Annotated in this window: 12 protein-coding genes; 6 read left to right on the plus strand and 6 right to left on the minus strand. The window is 55.8% G+C overall.

The features are described from left to right. The first annotated feature begins 72 nt into the window (after positions 1-72). Both ACR3ZL_RS05980 and ACR3ZL_RS05985 read left to right on the plus strand, forming a co-directional pair. On the plus strand, positions 73-360 hold the full coding sequence (locus ACR3ZL_RS05980) for a hypothetical protein (RefSeq protein WP_473648795.1): 288 nt from the start codon (positions 73-75) through the stop codon (positions 358-360). A gap of 92 nt (positions 361-452) precedes the next feature. After that, positions 453-2,165, plus strand: coding sequence for a Kelch repeat-containing protein (locus ACR3ZL_RS05985; protein ID WP_486173279.1), 1,713 nt, complete (start codon positions 453-455; stop codon positions 2,163-2,165). 91 nt (positions 2,166-2,256) lie between these two features. Here ACR3ZL_RS05985 and ACR3ZL_RS05990 read toward each other — a convergent pair whose 3' ends face one another. Further along, positions 2,257-4,053, minus strand: a complete 1,797-nt coding sequence (locus ACR3ZL_RS05990) for a TolC family protein (protein ID WP_473653393.1) — start codon at positions 4,051-4,053, stop codon at positions 2,257-2,259. Between ACR3ZL_RS05990 and ACR3ZL_RS05995 the strand changes: the two genes are divergently transcribed. Further along, on the plus strand, positions 3,941-4,399 hold the full coding sequence (locus ACR3ZL_RS05995; protein ID WP_473653592.1) for a hypothetical protein: 459 nt from the start codon (positions 3,941-3,943) through the stop codon (positions 4,397-4,399). The two genes, ACR3ZL_RS05990 and ACR3ZL_RS05995, sit on opposite strands and share 113 nt — an antisense overlap. A 9-nt stretch (positions 4,400-4,408) precedes the next feature. Here ACR3ZL_RS05995 and ACR3ZL_RS06000 read toward each other — a convergent pair whose 3' ends face one another. After that, positions 4,409-10,471, minus strand: coding sequence for a protein kinase domain-containing protein (locus ACR3ZL_RS06000; RefSeq protein WP_486173280.1), 6,063 nt, complete (start codon positions 10,469-10,471; stop codon positions 4,409-4,411). After that, on the minus strand, positions 10,468-13,197 hold the full coding sequence (locus tag ACR3ZL_RS06005; protein ID WP_473648791.1) for an autotransporter outer membrane beta-barrel domain-containing protein: 2,730 nt from the start codon (positions 13,195-13,197) through the stop codon (positions 10,468-10,470). Before ACR3ZL_RS06005 ends, ACR3ZL_RS06000 begins: the two co-directional genes overlap by 4 nt. A gap of 534 nt (positions 13,198-13,731) precedes the next feature. Here ACR3ZL_RS06005 and ACR3ZL_RS06010 point away from each other — a divergent pair. Beyond that, the gene (locus ACR3ZL_RS06010; protein ID WP_473648790.1) at positions 13,732-14,562 is read left to right on the plus strand and encodes a hypothetical protein; all 831 of its coding nucleotides are present in this window, start codon (positions 13,732-13,734) and stop codon (positions 14,560-14,562) included. A 70-nt stretch (positions 14,563-14,632) separates the two neighbouring features. On the opposite strand, the gene ACR3ZL_RS06015 is transcribed toward ACR3ZL_RS06010, so the two are convergent. Further along, entirely contained in the window at positions 14,633-15,325 is a 693-nt protein-coding gene (locus ACR3ZL_RS06015) for an SCO family protein (RefSeq protein ID WP_473648789.1), read from the minus strand. Positions 15,326-15,361: 36 nt separating this feature from the next. Next, positions 15,362-16,204 (minus strand): ABC transporter permease, encoded by an 843-nt coding sequence (locus ACR3ZL_RS06020; RefSeq protein ID WP_473648788.1) that lies wholly within the window; start codon positions 16,202-16,204, stop codon positions 15,362-15,364. Between the two features lie 106 nt (positions 16,205-16,310). Here ACR3ZL_RS06020 and rlmN point away from each other — a divergent pair, with 106 nt between their 5' ends. Next, positions 16,311-17,426 (plus strand): dual-specificity RNA methyltransferase RlmN, encoded by a 1,116-nt coding sequence (gene rlmN, locus ACR3ZL_RS06025; RefSeq protein ID WP_473648787.1) that lies wholly within the window; start codon positions 16,311-16,313, stop codon positions 17,424-17,426. A 214-nt stretch (positions 17,427-17,640) separates the two neighbouring features. Then, on the plus strand, positions 17,641-18,279 hold the full coding sequence (locus ACR3ZL_RS06030; RefSeq protein WP_473648786.1) for a hypothetical protein: 639 nt from the start codon (positions 17,641-17,643) through the stop codon (positions 18,277-18,279). 37 nt (positions 18,280-18,316) lie between these two features. On the opposite strand, the gene ACR3ZL_RS06035 is transcribed toward ACR3ZL_RS06030, so the two are convergent. Beyond that, a complete protein-coding gene (locus ACR3ZL_RS06035; protein WP_486173281.1) occupies positions 18,317-21,955 on the minus strand; it encodes a bifunctional proline dehydrogenase/L-glutamate gamma-semialdehyde dehydrogenase in 3,639 nt (1,212 codons plus the stop codon). Positions 21,956-21,973 lie beyond the last annotated feature (18 nt).

The following is a 21,973-nucleotide window of genomic DNA, read 5'->3' on the forward strand; positions in this document are numbered from 1 at the left end:
CAAAAAACAACGTTGGAGCGTATTCCAGTCGCGGGTGAAGTTACATTGGATGGGAAACCCATTTCTTCGGCGATGATCCGATTCATTGGCGAAGAACGCAGCGGCGATGCCACGGGTGTTGTCGTGGATGGAAAGTTCCAAATGGCTCCAGAACAGGGAGTGAAACCGGGGCATTATGACGTGGTTGTGATGCCAGACGTTCCTGAATTGCCGCAAGCGATTAAGGCGATCCAGTCTGGTGAACGCGACCCACTGAAAAGTCGCACTGTGCCCGCTCGCTACCAGCGTGCGGGAGTACTGCAAGCGACAGTCGATCCCGAAACGGATAACCAATTTCTCTTTGAGCTAACGACTCGCTGATCAACGAAACAACTTACCTCGTATCTTGCGAGTATTCAGACCGCGACTGCGTCGGTCTGTTCATCTTTAAACACCTATTAGCAAAATCGATCATGAATATCAGTAAACGCCATTTCAAAACAACGACCGCGGCGACTTTCGTGCTGCTTTGGGCGAATGTGGCAACCGCTCATTTCCCCTGGCTTGCGACCGATGACGATGGTGGCGTCATCATGTGGTTCGGTGAGACGCCGGACGACCGCACCTATCCGATGCCCGAGTCGATCCAAACGATTCAGTTGATGACCGAGGGTTCAAGCGAAGCCATCGCGACGACTCCAGTGAACAACGACGCCCTGGTTGGTCTACAATGCAAGACGCCTATCGATCCGAAGTCGGAGATCTCTGGATCGGTAACTTACGGCCTCTATCACGGAACAAAATTGTCCTACCACGTCGAACACCTTCCACAATCCAACCCAGACGATTGGCCGACGAAGCCGCGTGAGAATGCTGCGTTGCAAACCATCATTCGCGCCGACGAGCAAGGTGGCGTGGAAGTCACGGTGTTGCACGAAGATAAACCTTTGGCCGCTACGAAGGTTTCGCTGTATTGCGAAGAGGGACACGAGGAGGCTGCTCGCGAAACCGACGATAACGGCATCGTTCGGTTCAAAGCGGATGAGTTAGAAAAAGGGTTGAACGCGGTTGTCGTAGGCATGACCAACAAGGATGCTTCCGGAACTCACCGAGGGGAAGCCTACGGCAGCACCACGGATTACCTAACGGCTACGTTCCGTATCTCTGCGTCGGACAAGACGACGTCGGCGGAAACTGAACCGACCGAAACCAAGCCAGCCGAGCCACAAATCATTCCCAACAGTTCGGCATCGATCGTGCCTTCGGATTTGCCGGATCTTCCCGAGGAATTGACTAGCTTCGGCGCAGCCATCGCGGGCAACGGGTTGTTCGTTTATGGCGGCCATACCGGCGGCGCACACTTGTATTCGAAGGCTGAACAATCCAACCGTTTCTGGATGTTGGAGCTGACCGCAGGAAGTAACGGCGAGTGGAAACAGCTTCCCTCCGGTCCGTCGCTACAAGGTCTGGCACTCGTCGCTCATGGTGATGACGTCATCCGTATTGGCGGGTTCACGGCAATGAACGAAGAGGGTGAGGAGCAAGATCTGCAATCGCAAACTTCGGTTGCTCGCTTTAGCCCTGAAACCAACCAATGGACGAAGCTAGCCGATCTGCCCGAGCCTCGATCGTCGTTAGATGCGGCTGTGTTGGGCAATACCGCGTATGTTTTCGGCGGTTGGAGTTTGCAGGGTGAAAGTGACGATAGCCAATGGCATCAGACGGCTTGGTTGTTGGATTTGAATGATGCAGACGCCGCTTGGCAACCGCTCGCTGAGCCACCGTTTCAACGTCGAGCGATCAGCGTTGCGGCTCATCACGACAAGCTGTTCGTCGTCGGCGGAATGGGGCCTGAAGATGGGCCGACCACTCGAGTCGATATCTACGATCCGAAGACAGACTCGTGGAGTATGGGACCTGCGTTGCCTGGCAAACCGATGTCTGGATTCGGGACCGCTTCCTTTGCCACCGGAGGCAAGCTTTACGTCACCGCGATGGACGGCTTTGTGCATCAACTGAGTGATGATGGATCGCAGTGGAAAACGATCGCGCAAAGCGACCCGTCACGATTCTTCCACCGCATGCTGCCTCGAAATGAGAACGAGTTGTTGATGGTCGGCGGTGCCAACATGCAGATCGGCAAGTTCACCAATATTGATTCAATTCAATTAGGTCGATCTGAATAGGCATCCGCATGTGTGATAGCCTGGACGCGTCGTTGGCGCGGCTAGGTAACTGGCATCGATGCTAAGTTCTGACCCGGTGTCAGCGAAGTTATTATAGCGCCGAGTCGAAGCTTTCCGCGATGGTGATTTGAGTGTTCTCGAGCAATGTGCCGGTTTCGAATTGCACGTTCTTGATTGCAATCATGTACTCCGTCACGGCCAGGTAATACTTGGTTTGCGATTCGCTAAGTCGTCGCTGTGAATCGAGAAGTTGTTCCAGACTGATCGGCAGCCCGGCTTCGCGGTTTGCGTCCAGTGCGTCCAATGCATCGCGAGCGGCGAGGTATCGGTTCATGCTGGTTTCGGCCAATGCGAACGCTCGATCCGTCTCCGCGACCGTACTCAGCAAGTCATGCAGAATCTGACGCTGTTGTTCGTGAAGGACGGCTTCGTCGCGAGCGATTTGTAGCTTTGCATGCTGGACGGCGGCGTGTGCTTGTCGGTAGCCGACGGGCATCTTGAATTCCAGCGCCGCTTCGTATTCTTGGTAGTTGAACGAGCCCAGTTCCTGCAATGCACTGTCCGACCCAGCCAGATCTTTCCCCAAGCCGCGAACCCGATAGATCGAGATCAAATCGAGTGTCGGCAACAGGAAGTTCTTAGCGGCAAGCAGCTCCATCTTTCGCCGCTGGATCAACAATCGCTGCTGTTGTAGTTCCGCTCGCATCCGTACCGCTTCGACACTCAATGAGTCGGTATCAAAGACAACCGGTGCGGTCATCGGTTCGTCGCTGGGACGCAAAAGATCGGCTTCGGTGACTGGCAATCCAATCAACAGTCGCAACCGTCGCTCGGTTGCCAGGACGCCGCCAATTCCCGAGAACGTGCCTCCTGAAGATGAGTTGTTGGTCTGGGTTCGCCCGACCAGCTTGCCCGCTACGGCATCCTGATATTCGGACTTGAACCGATAGTACTGTTCCCGGGCCAATGCTTCGGCCGATCCGCCCCGTCGGTTGGCTGTTTTTTGGGCGTCGTAGCTCTGCCACGTTTTGCGGGCTCGTTCCAGTGCTTCGCTACGTGCGTCTGCGTCTCGATACGCGTATGCCAAATCCCAATAGGCGTTGATCACATTGCTGACATAATTGCGGGCGTCCTCGCGAAACTCGGCGACCGAGATATCGTTGTTGGCTTTGGCAATCAAGACGCCGCTATAGACGCCGGGAAGTGCTGCCGGTCCGGCAATACGATTGAATGTCAGCCCGCCCCCACGCAAGAGAGGTTGACGGAGTTCGGCATGCCACTGGGACTGCCAAGCACTGGGGGTCAGGTTTCCGGTCGCGTTGTTCGCGTCGTAATCGGTGATGCTGCGCACGGCAATTTGTGCACCGGTGGCGGTCCGCTTACTGACCTGCATCACGTAGTCATGCGTGTCCTGTTGAAACGCATTGGCACCACCGCCGAAGAAGCGGTTATTGAATTGCCGGTCGTTGTTTTGCCATTTTCCAAGAGCATAGATCTGCGCGTCGAAAGCGGACAACGCCGCTTCGATACCGGCTTGCGGATCGGTTTGAACCAGCGATAACGCCTCGTCGGTCGCCAGTTGATCCGGCGCACGCAGAACCGTCGCGTTGAGGTCGCGCAGCACCCGCGAGTTCGTCATCGCGATGCGAATCGTTTCGGCGAGCGTCAGGTCGCGATAGGTCGCGTTTTGAAGTGACTCGGCGTCGCGAATTGTGATCGGAGGAACCGGCACGACGGGCAGTTCGGTCGGCGGCGCACCAGCGTCAACGCGAGACATGATCGCATCCACCGCGGCGGTTCGATTGCCCACGGTTTCAGGCACGCTCGACCAAAAGGGAGACCTTGCCGCTCCGCATCCGATCATGCTTGAAATGGCGATCAAAACCATGCCGGTTACCAGCGACCATGTCGCAATGAACATCCACGCCGATCCCAGCAACCCCGTCGAGCGACGGCGTCGGGACAGCGAAACACGACACTCTTCGGACGCTTCAAGTGAAACGCAGGGAACGCCGTCTCGGTCGGTGGTGGATGGAAGTGGTGGCAACACGAGCTTTAGAATCGGTATGGATTCTGCGGACGTGACAATCCGCAATCTCGCTTTGTTTCGTCGCACCGGTACAAAGGTATCCACCAAAATTTCGCGAAAACCACTCGTTGGGCAGTTTCCCGCACTCCGTTTCACGAAGCCACACCAGTGCCGGGCTCACGCTTACGCCCTATTTAGCGGTTAAGAAACGTGTTTATTGCCCGGTCAAATTCATAGTCAGTGTGCTGGCTGGCCAAAGTAGCACCCGGCCATCCCGCCCTGCGGTGACCATCACATCACCACTGGGGTTGATGTTCACCGAGGTGACCCCATCCTGATGCCCGACCAATTCCAGCAACTCGCGACCACGGGTGGGATCGGTTGGGTCGAGCGGATCCCAAACCCGCACACTTCGATCTTGGCTGCCCGTGAACAAACGCAGGTTCTTGTTTTCCATGCTGCCAAACAATGCAACGCTTTGAATCGTCTCGGCGTGACCCTGGCACACAACAGGAGGAGCATCCTCGCCGACGGACCAAAGTCGGGCCAAGCGATCGGCGCCCGCGACAGCAACGTATTTGCCGTCGGCGGAAAAACATCCTGCTCGTACCGAGCCAACAGCCGGATCGTTCAGTAGCATGCGAGAATTGCCGGACTGCAAGTCGCCGATGACCACTTCGCCCAAATTCGTAGTGGCAAGCAGCAGGCGTCCGTCATGTGAGACCGATAGGGACAGAGGTCGACCGGTCGTCGGTAGGTTTTTCAGCAATGGTAATTCGGTGAACTTCCACGTTGAGTGATCCAGTTGCCACGTTCGGATCTTGCCGTCGTCGCCACCGGAAACGAACGTGCTCAAGTTTGGATCATCAACAACGGATGTTGGCAAGAACGCCAGCGAGCGAACGATGCCTTCGTGGGGCGTCTCCAGTTTGGTGATTGCCTTGCCCGTTTGTGCGTCCCAGATCTTGATGCTGCGGCTACCGGTTGCAATCAGCTTGCCGTCTGGTGAAAACGCGGCGACGGTGAGAGCCCCGTGAGATCGATAGCTCTTCGCTAACGAACCGGTTCGTGTATTCCAGCAAAATGCTGAGCTGCCATGCAAGGTGATCAGTTCGTCGCGCTGGGTGAGCACGACGCTGGAAACATCGCCGATTCGATGGGGCAAGCCAAACGCAAGCGTTCGTTGGGCTGAGGCAAGGTCCTCGCCAAGCTTCCAGACTTCCGCCCGGCTACCAGCCTCACCCGATGGTGTCATCGAGAGCACCGCTTCACGCGACGACGGCGAGAATTGCACTGCACTGATGCCTGGACGACCGCCACCAAGTGTGCGATCACCCGACTTTACGGTCAGTGTTGTCAGGGTTCGTGAATTGAGAGCGTTGGGTGATTCGGGGGATGATGTTTGGGAACGCGGTCCAGGTCGAGTATCGGTGAGGTTCCAAAGCGTTGCACTGTGAACGGTGCTGCCGACCTTTTGCAGTTCCGATAGCGTCAAGGCTTGCGATCCATCATCCGATATCTGAACCTGGGTCACGAACCCTTGGTGATCCAGTTGCCGAACAATCTCTCGTTTGTCTAAGTCCACTTGGCTCAAGCGTTCGTCGTCCGCAGCCAACCAAATCGACTTTTGATCCGGAGCGAAAGCTGCATCATTGATTCTTGTGCCTCGCAAAAGATCAATGGGAGCTCCGATCGGTTGACCGGTGGCAACGTCCCACAAGATGACCCGTCCAGCTCGGTCTCCCGTGACGGCGAGTTGTCCATCGCCAGACAACGCAACCGAGGCCACGGTTTCTTCGTGTCCTTTCAAGCGATGTATCAATCGCGAGCGACGAGTTTTAGGATCCCAGGACCAGATCATCGCACTGGTTCCGACCGTGCTGGATCCGGTCAACATCCACATGGGGCCGCTGGAATCTCCGTCACCTGCCGTTCCACGAGAGTCCGGTTTTCCACGAGGGCTCACTTGCCCTCGAGTGTCAGGTGCGATTGCCAGAATGTTATTCAGTCCGGTGCCTGCGACGGTACCGACTTCTGTGCCCTGCGCGATGTCCCAAATGCGGATGATGGAATCCGCACCACCCACAAACAGATACTTCCGATTCGCATCCGCCTTCATCGACATCGCTCGGAACGGACTGCCCTCTTGAAGTTGGTTTTGAGGCTGTGGAGCTGTCCACTGGCTATCACCTACATCCGGAATCAGCTTGGCGGTTACCTTGTAGCTCGACTCCAGGGGATTTAGTGCAAGTACCTTGGCGGTCCGGTCACGACTGGCCGTGACCAGATTTTGACCATCGGTCGACAGAGCAGCAGACCAAATTTCGTCGTCATGAATCGGCGTGCCGACATCAGCAGTGCTTTTGGCGGTTCCTGGCAAGTTAATGTTCGAAACGGGATTGGGAGGAGTCGGTTTCGCAGAGTTGTTTTGTGATGAATTGGCGGTGGACCACAACCGAGCGGATTGGTCAGCACTAACGGAAAGGACTTTCGGTGAATCCAATTGGGTTTTGCTTGGCAGCCAAACTGCGTCCCAAACCGGTCCGCCGTGGCCTCGGAGTTGTTTGGTGCGAACCCAATCATTGTTGCCGGTGGTAGTGTTCCTCCAAATGTTCACCAGATAGTCGTCGGCGCAGGTCAGTAGTGATTGACCGTCGGGCGAGAATCGTAGGTTGCGTACCGAGGAAGCATGTGCAGGATTGGTTTGAGAAGGATCGTCACGGCTGATCGAACCGAGTGACTTGGCCGCTTTGGATCGGGTGGTGGATGCATTGCTGGTGGGACGTTCGCCCGATGCGATCGCCTGCACCGCGCGGCGGACCGTACTCTCGGTTTCCCGTGGTTCTAATTCGGCTACCGTCCATATCTTTACCTCGCCACTCGCTTCCCCGGTGGCCACCAATGCACCGTTAGGGGAAAGCTGAACACTGGTCAAAGCCGAGTCGAAACCGTCCAAGACGCCAACGCGTTCAAACTGTGTGGGAATCGATTGTTTTGATTTCCATAAAACGACATGCCCGACTCCGCGTTCGCTAACCGCGGCGGCGATCAGGGTGGAGTCCTTGGTCTGAATGGCACAAACATCTACCACCGGAGCGATATGCCAAAGCTTCTCGGCAACTTCCGAATTGGCAGATTGTGGATTAGCCGACGACGGCTTGCTGCCGCGACCGTCAATTGAATCCAGGTTCCAAATGCGAACGGTGCGGTCTTTCGATGATGACACCACGAACCGATCGCCAACCGCTTGCAATGCGGTGATTTCATCACTGTGGCCACGCAGGACGGTATTGGACGCCCCGAACTCTAGGCTTGCGAGTTTATCAATCTCAGGGAGCAGATGAATGTTCCCCTGTACGTCGCCAATCAATGCGCCGGAGTTGTTGTTGCCGATCGCGATTGCGGTCGCGTTCGTGTCAGAGAATCGTTTGTCCGTTGGACCGATTTGAAGTGAGTCGGTATCGGCATCGACCTGTAGTGCTGCGATCGTTCCATCGGCCATGCGGACCAGTCCGGTTGGTTGATTACCTGTGCGGGGACTTGGTAAAGCGACCTGGACCAGGGACGCGGATGCTGAAGCGGTTGCAGATGCCTGGTTGGCAAGGGAAGAAAGATAGCGGAGTTCCCAAGGCATTTCGCTTGCTGGCTTGTCCAGTGACATTTCCTGGATCAGCCGACGAGCCTCGCTGAATTCATTGCGATCAATTCTTGCTTTGGTGAGTCCGATCTTGGAAACATACGACTCATATTCAGCTCGGGATTGAGCCAGCAAGGCTTCTAGTTCGCTTGCTTGTGCTGCCTTGGATTGGCGTTTTGCTTCTTCTGCGTTTTCTTTGGCTAGTTTTTCATTTTTCTCAGCTTTTTCTTGGCTCAATTGCGCTTCGATTTCACTCAGACGGGCTTCTTCCGCTTTCAGTTCCGCGAGTTTGCGACTAGCGATTGCCTTTTCGGCGTTCTCGTCAGCGCGGGCTCGCTGTTCGATCGCGTTTTCAGCTTCGCGTTTGGCTTCCAATGCGTTGCTCGCCGCACGACCCCGTTCGAGATCGATTTTGTAGATCGCGGCACTGCCACCAATCAGGATGAAAGCGAGCAAGGCAGCAGCGGTTCGTTTGAGAAGAACGAATCGCGATTCGCGTTGCCGCCGAAGTCGCAACGCTTCTTTCAAACGGGCCAGCAGTTCCGCGTGATCGGGCTCACTTTCATCGAGGAGTGTTAAGCCGAGATCGTAATCGGTGTTGGCGTAAGCGGCTTCGGCATGATTGATGCGATTTTGATGCAGCCCATCGATAGCGGCTTGGTTGCCTGGCCAAAGAGCAATCGCTTCTTCGTATCCAAACTGAGCCCGCGAGAAGTTCGAGTAGGAGGCGTCTGCAATCGCATCTTTGCGGTCTTCTTCGGCGCGGCTGGCGAGTGAGATCGACTCAGCGTGCGACCGGTATTCTCGCAGTGCGTCTTGAAAAGACTTGGTATCGGGATATCGATCTTTCGGATCCGTCGCCATCGCCTTCAAGGCAATGTTCATCAACTCGCCGCGATACTCGCTTTCAAAGTCGCGGATTTCATTACACGCGACAGCGCGAAGACACATGCTTACATTGGCGGCGTGGTGGGGAGCCTTGCCCGTGATGATCATGAACAGCGTCGCACCGAGCAGATAAATATCCGCTGGCGGGCCGATGTTCTCGATGGGGCCAATCGCCATTTCAGGCGACATCATCGACGGGGTTCCACCCAGTCCGGTAGCCGGTGTGATGGAGTCCAGTTTTTCGAATTCTGGCTTGGCTAACGCGATGCCCCAGTCCATCACCATGACGACACCGAAGTCGCCCAGCATTACGTTTTCAGGTTTGATATCGCGATGAACCACACCCCGGGTGTGGGCAAACCCAATCGCGTCAGCGACCTTGATGAGGATTTCGATGTTCTCTTCACGAGACTTTTCGTCGATCACCTCGGACCACGGCGTGCCAACGACACGTTTCATCGAGTAGAAAAGCGTTGAATCACCGCTGACCGCAACGTCGTGAATGGGCACGATATTGGGGTGATCTAAATCGCCGGTTACGACTGCTTCAGTCAGGAATTGTTGACGACGATTTTGTTCGACCTTTTCAAGTTTGCCTTCGGCAGAAAGCTTCTCGCGTTTCTCTTTATCCAGTGGACGGATCACCTTGACGGCGATCAGTCGGTCTAGCGACCCTTGGCGGGCAACGAAGACGTTGCCCATCCCGCCGCGACCGAGGAGTCGTACCAATCGATAGTCCGCCGCTTCGGCTTCGCCTTGCAGCTGAGTGGCGACGCTTTGATTTCGAATTTGCAATCGCGTCTCGACGATCGTGCGGTCGATCGCAGGCGGTAGCGATGTCGGATCCGCTTGGGCTCCCGTACGTTGTTGAGCAAACTCAGCACAGATGCCTTGCCAGTAATCCTCTTCAGCCGGTGACAATTCCCGTGGGTTGATCGTTTGTCCTAGATTATTGCCGTCCAGAATGGCGGTAGAATTGTCGTCTTGAATTTCGACGGTCGCGTCATCCGCATCCCACTGAACGGTTGCAGCTTCGCCGGCTGCCCCCGTGTCACCAGTTGCCCCGATTTCGCCCGTGGCCCCAATGTCGCCCGTAGCCCCGATTTCGATAGTGTCGTCGTAAGAAGTTTGCTTGGAAGACTTGGCCTTGGATGACGACGGCAAATGGGCTGAGATTCCAGCAATTGATTCAGCGGTCTCGTCTAGCCGGGACTCGTTTTGCAGATCGGATGTATCAAACGCGGTCGTCTCGTCTAGACCATCCGAGGTTTGGCCGCCCTCCGTAGGTCCGCCAGTGTTCGGCCCGCCAGCGTTCGGGCCGCCAGCGTTTGAGTCGTCTTCGCGAACGGTCGCGTCCAAATCCACTTCAACCACGGTGCGGTCGGTATCGTCTTCAGCGATCGTTGCATCTGGATCGAATTCAGAATCTTCGACGACGGTCGCGTCGGGATCAAATGCGGTTGTTTCCTCAACGGTTGCATCTAGATCGACGACGTCCGTTTCGATCACCGTCGCATTGGGATCGGCCACGGTTGCGTCTGGATCGAAGTCGTCCGCGTCGGCGATCGTTGCATCAGGATCCACACCATGCGTGTCAACGATCGTGGCGTCAGGGTCCGCAGGCGATTCCTTTTTCCTGATCGTAATGTCGTCGCGGGTTTCCGGTTGGTTTTGATGCGAATCACGCACTTCTTCAACAGTCGCATCCGGGTCAAACTCCGGCTGCGCGTTCGATGAGTTCTTATCGCTCATGGCTGGGACTCACCGGGGGTCGAATCGTCTAGCGGATCTTCACCGGTGTAGTGATCGGCGGTTACGCATTCGCCAAGCGAAGTCGGGACAGCGGTTGAACCTTCGTCGCAGACTCGTCTCCAAAATCGACTCGCTCTTGAAAATGGCACCAAGCTAAGTGGCATCGCGGCAGCTACGATAGGCGTATTAGTGCGATGCGCAGCCGTAGGTGGCAAGTCTTTTTCGGCCGGCAACTTTTCGTTTGGGGCATCGTTGGGCTCGCCGGTGTCCGTCTTTGCTTCGCTGTCCGCTGGTTCTTCCGTCAACGATTCTTCAGACGTTACCCCTTCGCCGGAAATCGCGTCATCTAGGTTCATTTCAGCCGGTTCACCGTCAAGCCAATCCAGTTTGAGCAACCCTGCATCCAGGTCATCGCTTAAGATTTTCGGCTGCCCCCCACGCAGGTCGACCCGCAGGATCGTGCGTTGATCACCGTCGCCGATCACGTATTCAATTTCGTACGCACCATCCGGAAGACCTGCAAACAAATCTGTTAAACGGTCGCCTTGCAACACGTTTTCAGGTAATCGCACGGGCTCGATCAGGTCATCACCGTTTGGATCCGGCGACAACATCCGAAGCTGGAAGTACTCTTCGCGAATCGTGACCGCGGACGCGGACGCTTCAGCGGTTTCAAAGTCCACGTCCGACAACAGCACAACGGATGTCAATTGCACCGGCGGTGGTGGCGTGATCGGTTCAGGAATCACATCACGGACAGGGAAGAACGCGACGGGTACATCGATACGAGGGATGATGAAGAACGCGCGTCCGTTTTCGTAAATTGGCGTCAAAGGGGAACCCGTGTTGGGATTGTCTGTCGATGTGACCAATCCGCCTGGAACGGGTTCGCTAATTGTTGGAATGGTGGGTTCCGGAGTCGTTTGTTCGATTGAATCGCCGGTGATGACAATCGAGGCGTGATGCGAAACGGCAAACCGAACAGCGAGTGGCTCAGTTGCTTCGGCGCGTCCATTCAGTGTCGAGTTGAGGATATCGTTTTCGGTGTAGATGTGGGAAACATCGACACGAGTGCGATCGCCGGGAAGGTCAGTCAGTTCCTGGAAACGATTCGTGTTCGCTCCCCAGTCGATCGAAAGTGTCAGTCCGTTTTCTCCCTCGACGCCAATGTCCATCGAAAGCACGCCCTCGGCATCGTTCGAGTTGGCTTGTTCCAGAATGCTGGTCTGTACTGAATCGATGTCATAGAAAGCGGTTTCGACGCCTAGTTCTGGATCCAAGACTGGCGTGGTTGGCTGCAGTCCATCTGGATCCGGGCGAGGTCCGAAGCGTCGAGCCACGCCGACACCGTCGCCAGTATTGATTTCAAAATTATCGCCCAGCACGACTCTTGTTGCGTCAACGGTCACCGCTCCGGCAGCGATGTCGGCGGCCGCAAGTTGAACTGAGTTGCCGACGATGAAGTCGTCACCCGCTTGGAAATCGATTCGGCCTCGATCGCCGCCAGCAATGATTTCTTGATCGTCGACTAGATCCGCACCATCGTTGTTGGGATTCGGATCGTCGATATAGATCGAACCGCCCGCTTCAATGCGGATGGCACCGTTACCCGTTTGTAGCACCACCGAATCACTGTTGGCATCGCCGGACGCCAAACGGATGGAGTCGACTTCGGTGATGATCAAGTCACCCGCGTTGTTCCCTGACACGATTGCGTCGAGGTCGTTCACGTTGGTTGATAGTCGAATCGCATCAGTACCATCGTCGGTGGCGTTAGAGGCACGAAGGATCAAATCGTCGGCGAGTAGGTTGTCATTGCCGCCCAAGATGTCGTCACCAGCGGTTAACCGAACATCACCTACATTGGGATCTTTAACCTCAATAGTGCCAATCAACAAATCACTATCGTTCCCGATGACTTCTAGATCGACATTACTTCCGACGAGGTTGTCGACGGTCAGGCTTTGCGAAGAAACGATGGAAACGTTGCCATCACTTTGAAGGTTGTTGATTCGTGCGATAGCGTTGTTGGTTTGTTCCAGTTCCACATCGCCGAAGGTCCAAGCATTGAGTTGCGAGGTGGTCACGTTCGTGCCAGCGGCCTGGGTCAGTTCGCCACCAATAGGTTGCCCGTTGCTGCCGATGGTGAGTGTTCCGCTTCCCACATCAATGCTGCCCAGATTCACGTTCACCGCGTTTTCAATTGTGATCGTCGTATCGGCCGTCAGCGTGCTTGCTTCGAGATCGAGAGATTGGCCGGACGCATCCAAAGCAATGGTTTCGGACTCAATTTGCAAGTCGAGGGTGGCAAGGTTGCCAACATGGTCACCGACGGTCACATCGACGGAGTCCGTACCGTCGCCATCAATCACAGTCAGGTCCAATTCAGCCGGCAGGTCAACGTCAAAGTCGTCGTCGCCCGCACCCAGGTCCACCCGCAACCGACCTGTCGCGACCAAGTTCGGATCAAGTGAATCTACAAAGGTGCCATTATCGAGACGAATAGGAATGATGGCATTGTTGGAATCCAAGAATTGGATGTCGCCGCCGGGCAGTGTATTAGCGCTAACGACGTCATCAGCACCATCACCGCTGAGAACTAAATCACCGAATGCCAGCAATTCAGCAGTCGCGTTGAGCACAATGCGAGGTTCTAAACGTCGACCGTAGGTTCGTTTAGCGGAACGGGGCGTAGCGGTCGCGGACAAGTGATGTCGTGTTCCCATGGGCCCTGCCATTGGGGTGATGGCAGGCTTGCTCGGGCCAAAATCGCCGCGATGGCGATGGTCCCCAATGGGGACCCAAGTGTGGGGCAATCTTGCCAGCAAGCTCTTCACGACCCGATAAATCCCCCAACCAGCGAGATTATCGCTGGGGGATTTCGGAGTGTGACGATGGTTTGCCCGAGAATTCATAGCAACAGATAGCTTCAGACCGGATGGACGAGGATGCTCAGTTTACTCGATCAGTCCATTTACTTCGAACGAAAGCCCCAGATTGGGGAGTCCAGGTTCCGGTCAGCTAAGAAGTACGGGTTGTGGCGATAACACCTGTTGTCGGTGTCGTGTCGCCGCGAGGCCCAGACGTGTATCCGATCAACCGATACGACCGATGAAACCGGTGGAAGTGTTGATTTTGGCGATCGCTCGATCGAATTGGTTCAATCTCCCGGTTGGACAACGTTACGACGGGCAGTCTCGCTTTTGCAGACGATACGGACACCAGTGGTACGGGCGGAATCCAGGAACGAAACAATGTGTATGCCCGGAATGACAGTCGTGCGTCTGGCAATCGCTTGCCTGGCGGTGTTCGTGCAAGTGGGAGCTTCAGGTTTGAAGCCGAGGGCGAATGCGGCTGAATTCAATTCGCCCACACCGCAAGATGATCTACGACTGATGTTGCTCGACAACGATCCAGTCGATGATGAAGATGCAAAGCCCGCCCCGACCAATTCAGCACCCGCCGCCGACGATAGCAGCAGTTCATCAGCCGGCGGATCGAACGCGGCACAGGCCAGCCCCAACACTGATGCGCAACCGAGGTTTGCACCGGATTCGCAAGCCGACCATTTAAGTTCGGCCGCTGAGACTCGATTGAGTCAGCGTCTTGCCGTTCTGCACAAGCCGTCTTCGCAGCTCACTCTGGGACTCAAAAACGACGAACCTGAGTCAGTATACGAACCGAACAACATCGCAGCCGATTTGTTGAATGAGTCGCCGACTCAATATCTGTCGGCGGACTTTTATCCCATCCCGCAAGCGGATCGAGTCCACATTCCTTTTTGCCACCGACCTACCTATTTTCAGGAACTGAATCTGGAGCGATGTGGGCAGTTGGATTGCGAAAAATGGGGATGCCTCCAAAACGCCTATTCCAGCTTTTGGTTCCTAACCAATTCGACATTGCTGCCATATCGAATTGCGACCCAACCATCATGTCAGTGCGTGCGAGCCTACGGTGATTGCCCGACCTGCCATCGCTACGACCAGTCGATTGAACCGCTAAAGTGCGGCTGTCACGATGGAACAACGGTACGAGGGATGGCCGTGCAGGCAGCTACCGTTGCTGGGTTCGTTTTTGTTGCGTTGTAGTTCGCCGCGTTTTAGTCCGTCGCGTTAAAAATCAATGCGGCATGCTTAAGCGTTACGCAAAGTCACGCAGCTATGTCGTTGGGTTTTCGATTAGATCGCTAATGCGTTCTTTCAGTTTTTCAAACTGTTTGGCGTCGGGCCAGTTGTAGAAACCCTCGATTTCACCCTGTCCGTCGACTAACGCAAATCGCTCGGTATGGAACTTTTGATCCACCGGTTGGCGGAAAATTTCGGCACCAACGCGGCGGATGTAACCCAGTTCGCCGGTTAAGAACAGCCACTGGTCTTCGTCAGCTCCGAAACGCGCGGCGTATTCCCGCAGCACTTCGGGTGTGTCGGTCTCCGGATCAACGCTGATGGCGACGAAGCGAACGCCTTGGCCTTCGAATGCATCCTGCAGTTCTTTCAGTTTTTGATTTTGTTGGACGCAAATACTAGGACACGTGCTGAAGAAAAAACTCACCACATAGGGTTCGCCTTTTAAGTCCTCGCTCGATAACTCTTTGCCGCTACGTTCGGTTAGTTCGAACCGGCTCAACCAAGCTTCATCTTCGGGCGGCTTGGTTGGGGTGGAGTTTTCGATATCCTCGGGACGCAGGTGGTCGTTGTCTTCGCGAGCATTGTCGTTGGTGAAAATCACATCGTTTGGCCCGGGCATGGAGCCATCGGCAACGCGGCGGCCAGAATCACGAAGTGACCGGATCGCCAACCCAGCCCCGACGCCGACCAACAAAATCAAGACAATATTTACAGCCGTTTTCATCAGGAACCTATTAGTGAATCTTAGTAGCTATCGGTTTTAGACAATCGTATCGACCCGGCGACTTCCTCGCATCAGCATCCAGGCGATGCCCAGTGTGACCAGGGTGGCGACGACCGTTACCGTCCAACACGTTGCCGGTGCAGGGGCGAATCCAGCGGTCGACAAGTCCAACGATGGATTCATCAGTCGGCGCATTTCTACCATCGAATAGCTCAAAGGGTTCGCGCGCATCACGCCCGCAAGCAGCCATCCGCCCCAACCCACGTCGCCAACTGGGCCGCTGATATCCCATGCGGGAATCGGGAAAAACGTTCCCGCTAATAGCCACATCGGCATCAAACCCAGCATCATAATCGCGTGAAAACCTTGCGTGCTTTCCATCGGCCAGGCGACAATCATGCCCAATCCGCACATCGCAATCGCAATCAATGCCAGCATTACAAGCAACATCGGCAGCGAGGACGAAATCGACGCGGCCCCCACTAAATAGACCAACAGCAAGAAAAACAGAGCCTGGACCCAGGCGATCGCCGCACCGCCGAGAACCTTGCCCAAAAGCACCGGGAAACGTCCCACCGGAGACACCAGAACGGATTGCATGAAACCTTCTCGGCGATCCTCGATCACGGAAATCGTTGCGAAAATGGCGGTGAACAGGACAATCAGGGCGATCGTGCCGGGCAGGAAAAACTGCGAGAAATTTTCACCGCCCGCCGACTCAAACGACCCGTTCAAACCGGTGCCAAACAGCAACCAAAACAGCAGCGGTTGCAGCACTGCGGCCGTCACTCGGTTCCGCTGACGAAAGAATCGGGTCCATTCCCGCCGAGCTAGCATCCAGGCGGCATGGAAACGGCTGGAAAGAGAAATCGGGTTCATCGAGAATCGTTCAGCAATAACGGGGCAAAACAGAGCAATGACATTCGTCGGCGATTAGCGTATCGTACAGGCCGCTTGTCGTCATGATTCCTAGCCCCAATTTGCCATGTCTTCGCTTCCCGTCATCAATTCAGCCTCACCACAGGCATCCGCCTCCGGCAGCCAACCCGCCGGATCGCAGAAAACGCATCTGCTCAATCAAACCGAGCCGGAGTTGCGTGAGTGGCTGACCGAACGCGGGCACCCCACCTTTCGGGCCAAGCAGGTGTGGCGATGGTTGTTTGCCGGTCGCGCCAGCACGTTTGATCAAATGACTGACCTACCCGCGAAACTGCGGGCGGATCTGGCGGCGGCTTTTGACATCTTTGTTGCGTCGGAAGCCCACCTTTCAAAATCACGGGATGGGACCGAAAAAATTCTGGTCCGACTGGCCGACGGAGGTGAGGTGGAATGCGTCTTGTTGCGAGATGGCATCCGGCGCAGTATCTGCGTCAGCAGCCAAGTTGGGTGTGCGATGGGATGCGTGTTCTGTGCCAGTGGACTCGACGGCGTCGATCGCAACCTGACCAAGGGCGAAATCATCGAACAAATGTTGCGTCTTCAACATCGGCTTCCCGACGAAGAACGACTTAGCCACATCGTGATGATGGGCATGGGAGAACCACTCGCCAATTTGCCAGGCGTGCTAGGCGCACTCGATGCTGCTCGTGATGCCAACGGTTTGGGGATCAGCCCTCGCCGGATCACGATTAGCACGGTGGGATTGCCTCCGGCGATTGATCGTCTTGCTGAACAAGGCGTGCCCTACAACCTCGCCGTCAGCCTGCACGCTCCCAACGACGAATTGCGTAGCCAACTTGTGCCCGTTAACAAGAAGATCGGCATCGGACCCGTGCTCGATGCCGCCGATCGATACTTCGTTAGCTCCGGTCGACGGCTGACGTTCGAATACGTATTGCTGGGTGGAGTGAATGATTCCGAGGATTGTGCCCGCGAGCTAACTCAGGTCTTGCGTGGGCGTACGGTGATGATGAACGTGATTCCGTATAACCCAGTTGAGGGCTTGCCGTACGTTACGCCCAGCAACGAGGCGATTTCGCGATTCAAGCAAATCCTGGAAGCGTCCGGTGTCAATGTGATGTTCCGGCAGCGCAAAGGTGACGAGATTGACGCCGCGTGTGGCCAGCTTCGACGTAATCGCGGAAGCTTGAATCAAAAATAGAAAAGCCACCTTAAGCCGTTCTATCTGCCCAATCGGTAAACCGAACCTAACAAGTAAGCTCGTTCTTTCACCAATCAGCCTGATTGCGTCGCCTCGTTCGAAACTTCTTGCATGCTTCGTTGTGCGTTTTGGTTTCAGCGTAGAAAGGCAAATTCTACGTGGCTGATCGAACCGCATTTCCCATGATCGGATTTGCTCTTCAGGATAGATTCGGATGAAGAAGGATATCTTGCGTCGCAAGGCGAACAGCTTTGCAATTCAACCCGTCGACACTGCCCTCCAGCAAGCGGTTGACTCGTGTAACCAAATCCGTGAGCTTGCCGCCACGATCATGGGAGAAAACACGAGCCAGGGCCAAGATGAAGTGTTCCGTTGGCAACAAACGTGCAACCAAACCTTGGCGATGCCACGCGATGTATTGCGGTTCGATGTGTGCCTTGAAACCCTGCCGGCGATTAGTCGTGAAGAAGCATTTGAAGTTCGACTCTATCAGCAGTTGCCGTCGGAGCTGATCTTCGAACGTATCGACGACGTTCTAATCGACGGGCAACGAGCGGCTCCCACCCATGGTTGTCTGTCGCGCACGATCAATCTGCACTTCAGCCGTATCGCAGGTGAGCAAACGGTCCAGTTTGGGTACTTCGCTCGAGTGCGTTTCGATGCCAAGCCAATGACGGTGGGGTTCAGTGAACTGCACGTTCATCGAATCGCCATGTCCGTTGCCTCTAGCGAACAAAGGCAGCGAATTTACCGCGCCGACGGCCAACACATTGCGATTGATCTAACAGAAGCCGCTGTGGCGGTTCCTCGTCCAAATCGTTCCATTAGCCAGTCGGTTCAGACAACCTCATAAGCTCTCGATTGGATCAGCCGATCAGCCGATCAGCCGATCAGCCGATTGGCAATCGCGATCGGCCATCGAGCTGAGCTTTTTTGGCTGCGTCGCCATCGATCGTTGGATTGTGCCCACGGCGACCTAGGTTGCCGTAGCGATGGTAATCGTGTGAGATCGATTGCTCATTGAGATACCGCAAGCATTCGATCCGGCCCTCGTCGACGACAGGCGATTCGACAATCGTGACGAACGCGGCTCCGCAAGCACGGCGAACTTCGGTTGCCGGTCCCGACAGCGTACGCAGCCGTGTCACGCCTCTATTGTTGACGGATGCGGCAATGCGTTCAGCAAGTTGGGCCTGTGTCTCTTCCAACGGGTAGATCATCCCGGGCAACCAATCGGCGGTCGATTCCAATAACTGGATTCGCTCACGTTTCATCTCCGGTGCGATCGAAAGAGTGAAACGCGTGCCCACGCAAACAGCCGCCGCGATCGCAATCACGGCGTCACCCAGGTCGTCGCTTGTTTCGACGCGAATGGTCATGTCGTCAACGACTCGGTAACGCCGAATGTTGTCTTGGCCGACAAGCCCGAATGTATCGTGCTCGCGAGCAAACTCTTCCGCGTTGGCAACTTCTTGGCTTGTCATCGCGGCGTCGAGCCGCTGCCGGGTGGAAAGGTCGATTTGATCTGCATAACGGTTTCGGGCAATCCAATCGGCAATGCGTTCCAGCGGCGCGTGTTCGGTCGAGTCGGCAAAACTCTCGTCGGAATCGTCCACCGAAGCGGGGTGCGTGGCGTTGGTAACTTGCGACAAAGCGAGCACGTAATGCGGACCGCCCGCTTTGACGCCCGGCCCATAAGCGGACAAGCCCACGCCACCGAACGGTTGTCGGAGCACGATCGCGCCGGTGGTGGGGCGGTTGATGTAGAGGTTCCCCGCGGGGATCGATTCTCGCCACAATTCGATTTCGCGATCGTCCAAGCTTTCCAATCCACTAGTCAGACCGTAACCGGTTGACCGAACGATTTGGATCGCTTCTTCCAAACGCCCAAACCGCATGACGCCCAGCACCGGGCCGAACAATTCATTTAGGTGAGTGAAGCTACCCGGTTGAACATTCCACTTCACGCCCGGGCGGTACAGCGTGCCTTCGATGTGTTCCGGCATGACCAGCCATGATTCACCTTTTTCCAGTTCCAGCAATCCACGTCGCAGCTTAGCACCGGGCGGATCAACCAGCGGTGTGATGCGGGAATGCAGGTCCCACGACGGACCCACGGGCAAGCTCTTTACCGCATCGGCCAGCGTGGCACGGAAGGTCGGATCGTCGAATACTTCGCCTTCGAGCAATAGCAGCGACGTGGCGCTGCATTTTTGGCCGCTATGTCCAAACGCAGAATGCAGGACGTGCTTGATCGCCAAATCGCGGTCCGCCAATGCAGTGACAATGGTGGCGTTCTTACCACCGGTTTCGGCAAGCAGGTGCAGATCGGGGCGAACATCCAGCATCCGTTTCGCCGTTGCTGTGCCGCCGGTCAAGATCACTGTGTCGACTAAAGGATTGGTGACAAGACCTTGTTCGGCAACGGAGTCTGAACAGGTCACCCACTGCAGTGCATCACGAGGAACCCCAGCGTCCCAGAACGCTTGGCACATGATCCTCGCCGGTAGCTGAGTTTGTAGGGACGGCTTCAAGATCACCGGGTTTCCCGCCGCGATCGCCGCTGCAATGCCACCACATGCAATTGCCAGTGGGAAATTCCAGGGCGTGATCACAGCGATAACGCCACGAGGTTCGCACTGGATTGTGGGCAACGCGTCCCAGTCTTTCATCGTCAACGGATAGAATTCGAGGAAGTCGATCGCTTCGCTGACCTCCGGATCCGCCTCAGCAACTGACTTATTGGCGTCGGCCACCATACTTCCGATCCAATCGCCCCGTCGTTGGCGAGCGAGTTGTGCCACTTTGCGAAGCACCTCGTGTCGCTCAGTAATGCTGAGATCTTTGGCCCACGTATTTGAGGCAGCGGTTTGAACCGCTGTTTGCACATCGCCGAGCGTAACCGATTCGGGATCCGGAAGCTCGTCGCGGAGCGAATCACCCACGCCAGCATCATCCCGCCAGCGATCAATGATCCCGTTTGCCCACTCGGAGTGATGTGGTAACAACCAATCGGTGTCTGGCTCGTTGACAAACTTCGTCCAGTGATCGGCCACGGCGGGTTGGGCAGGATCTTTGCGGCGGTCTTGGCTTCGGCGAGGTTGCACGGACACTTGGTCGATGTCGTGTAACGCTGTCTTGAAGCCTTCGCCCAATTGATCGAAATCGGGTGTATCAGGTTGTAACCGGAACGAGTGGCGAAGGAAGTTTTCGGCTCCCGTGTTTTCGTCGAGTCGGCGGATCAAGTAGCCGATCGCATGTAGGAAATCCGTCTTGCGACATGCCGGGGCGTACAACAACATCGCCTCGCCTCGTTCGGTGATCGCCCGTCGTTGATGGTTCGCCATGCCTTCGAGCATTTCGAACTGCACGGCATCGGCTCGGCCCGGTCGATCGCGAAACGCTCGTTCGGTCCAGATCATCGCGAGCGCGACATCAAACAAGTTGTGCGACGCAACACCCACACGTACCGAACCCGCGGCGGCGGCCTGCAAAAGCTCGTCGAGCATGCGTTTGTAGTTCGCGTCGGTTTCGTGTTTGGTACCGTACGGTGCAAGCTCAAACCCGCCTACCGATGCGTCGACCTTTTCCATTTCTAGGTTGGCACCTTTGACCAACCGAATCGTCAGCGGGTGTCCGCCCGCGGCAACTCGGGCAGCTGACCATTCGATCAGGTCACGCATGACCAGGTAAGAATCGGGCACATACGCTTGCAACGCGATTCCGGCGGAGATGTTTTCCAGGCCGTCTCTTACCAGTGTTTCTTTCAGCACATCGGCGGTTAGGTACAGGTCTCGATACTCTTCCATGTCGAGATAGATGAACTTGCCTTTTCTCGCTACTGCAAGTTGAGTTTCGTTTCGTTCGCCTGTCGCGGCATCGTCGTCATGATTCGCGTTCCGGTAGAGCGTTTCCAGGCGATCCGAAACAATCCGGATGGTACGTTGGCGGGCTAGCGGCGATACCTGGCTGTAAAGCGTGGTCAGTTTGACGGAAAGGCAAGTGACATCGGGCATGCGCAACAGATCGAAGAACATTTGCAGGCGGACGCGTGTTTCGTCCTCGCCCAAGAGCGCTTCACCCAGCAAGTTCACGTTCATGGCAACACCGTTGCTTTGACGCTTGCGAAGGTGCGTGGCCAACAGTTCAGGTTCCGCAGGCAGGATGACGTTTGCTGTCTCCTGACGCATCTTTTCTTTCACCAAGGGGACGGCGACCCCGGGCAAATATTCACCGAAGGACTGAAACCCCTTCAGCATCGTTTGTTCGATTGGGCTGAAGAATCTTGGAATGCCCTGCACGTCCAATAGGTGTGTGAGCTGGTCAGCCACCCGGGCCGGCGTGTGCGTTCGAAACGCCTGATCCGTCATCTCAACCAGCGTGGCCTTGTCGGCCTCGTGCTCGATCATGCGATCGAGTTCGTATTGTTGCCTCCGTTCTTGAGGCGTCTGTAAACGCTGGGCTTCTCGAATTAACTCGGCAGCGAGTGCCAACGCATCGTCAGCGTCGGAATCACGGAAAAGAGACATCGCATGCTCGTGGTGGTT

The organism is Rhodopirellula sp. J20-39, from assembly GCF_057365095.1.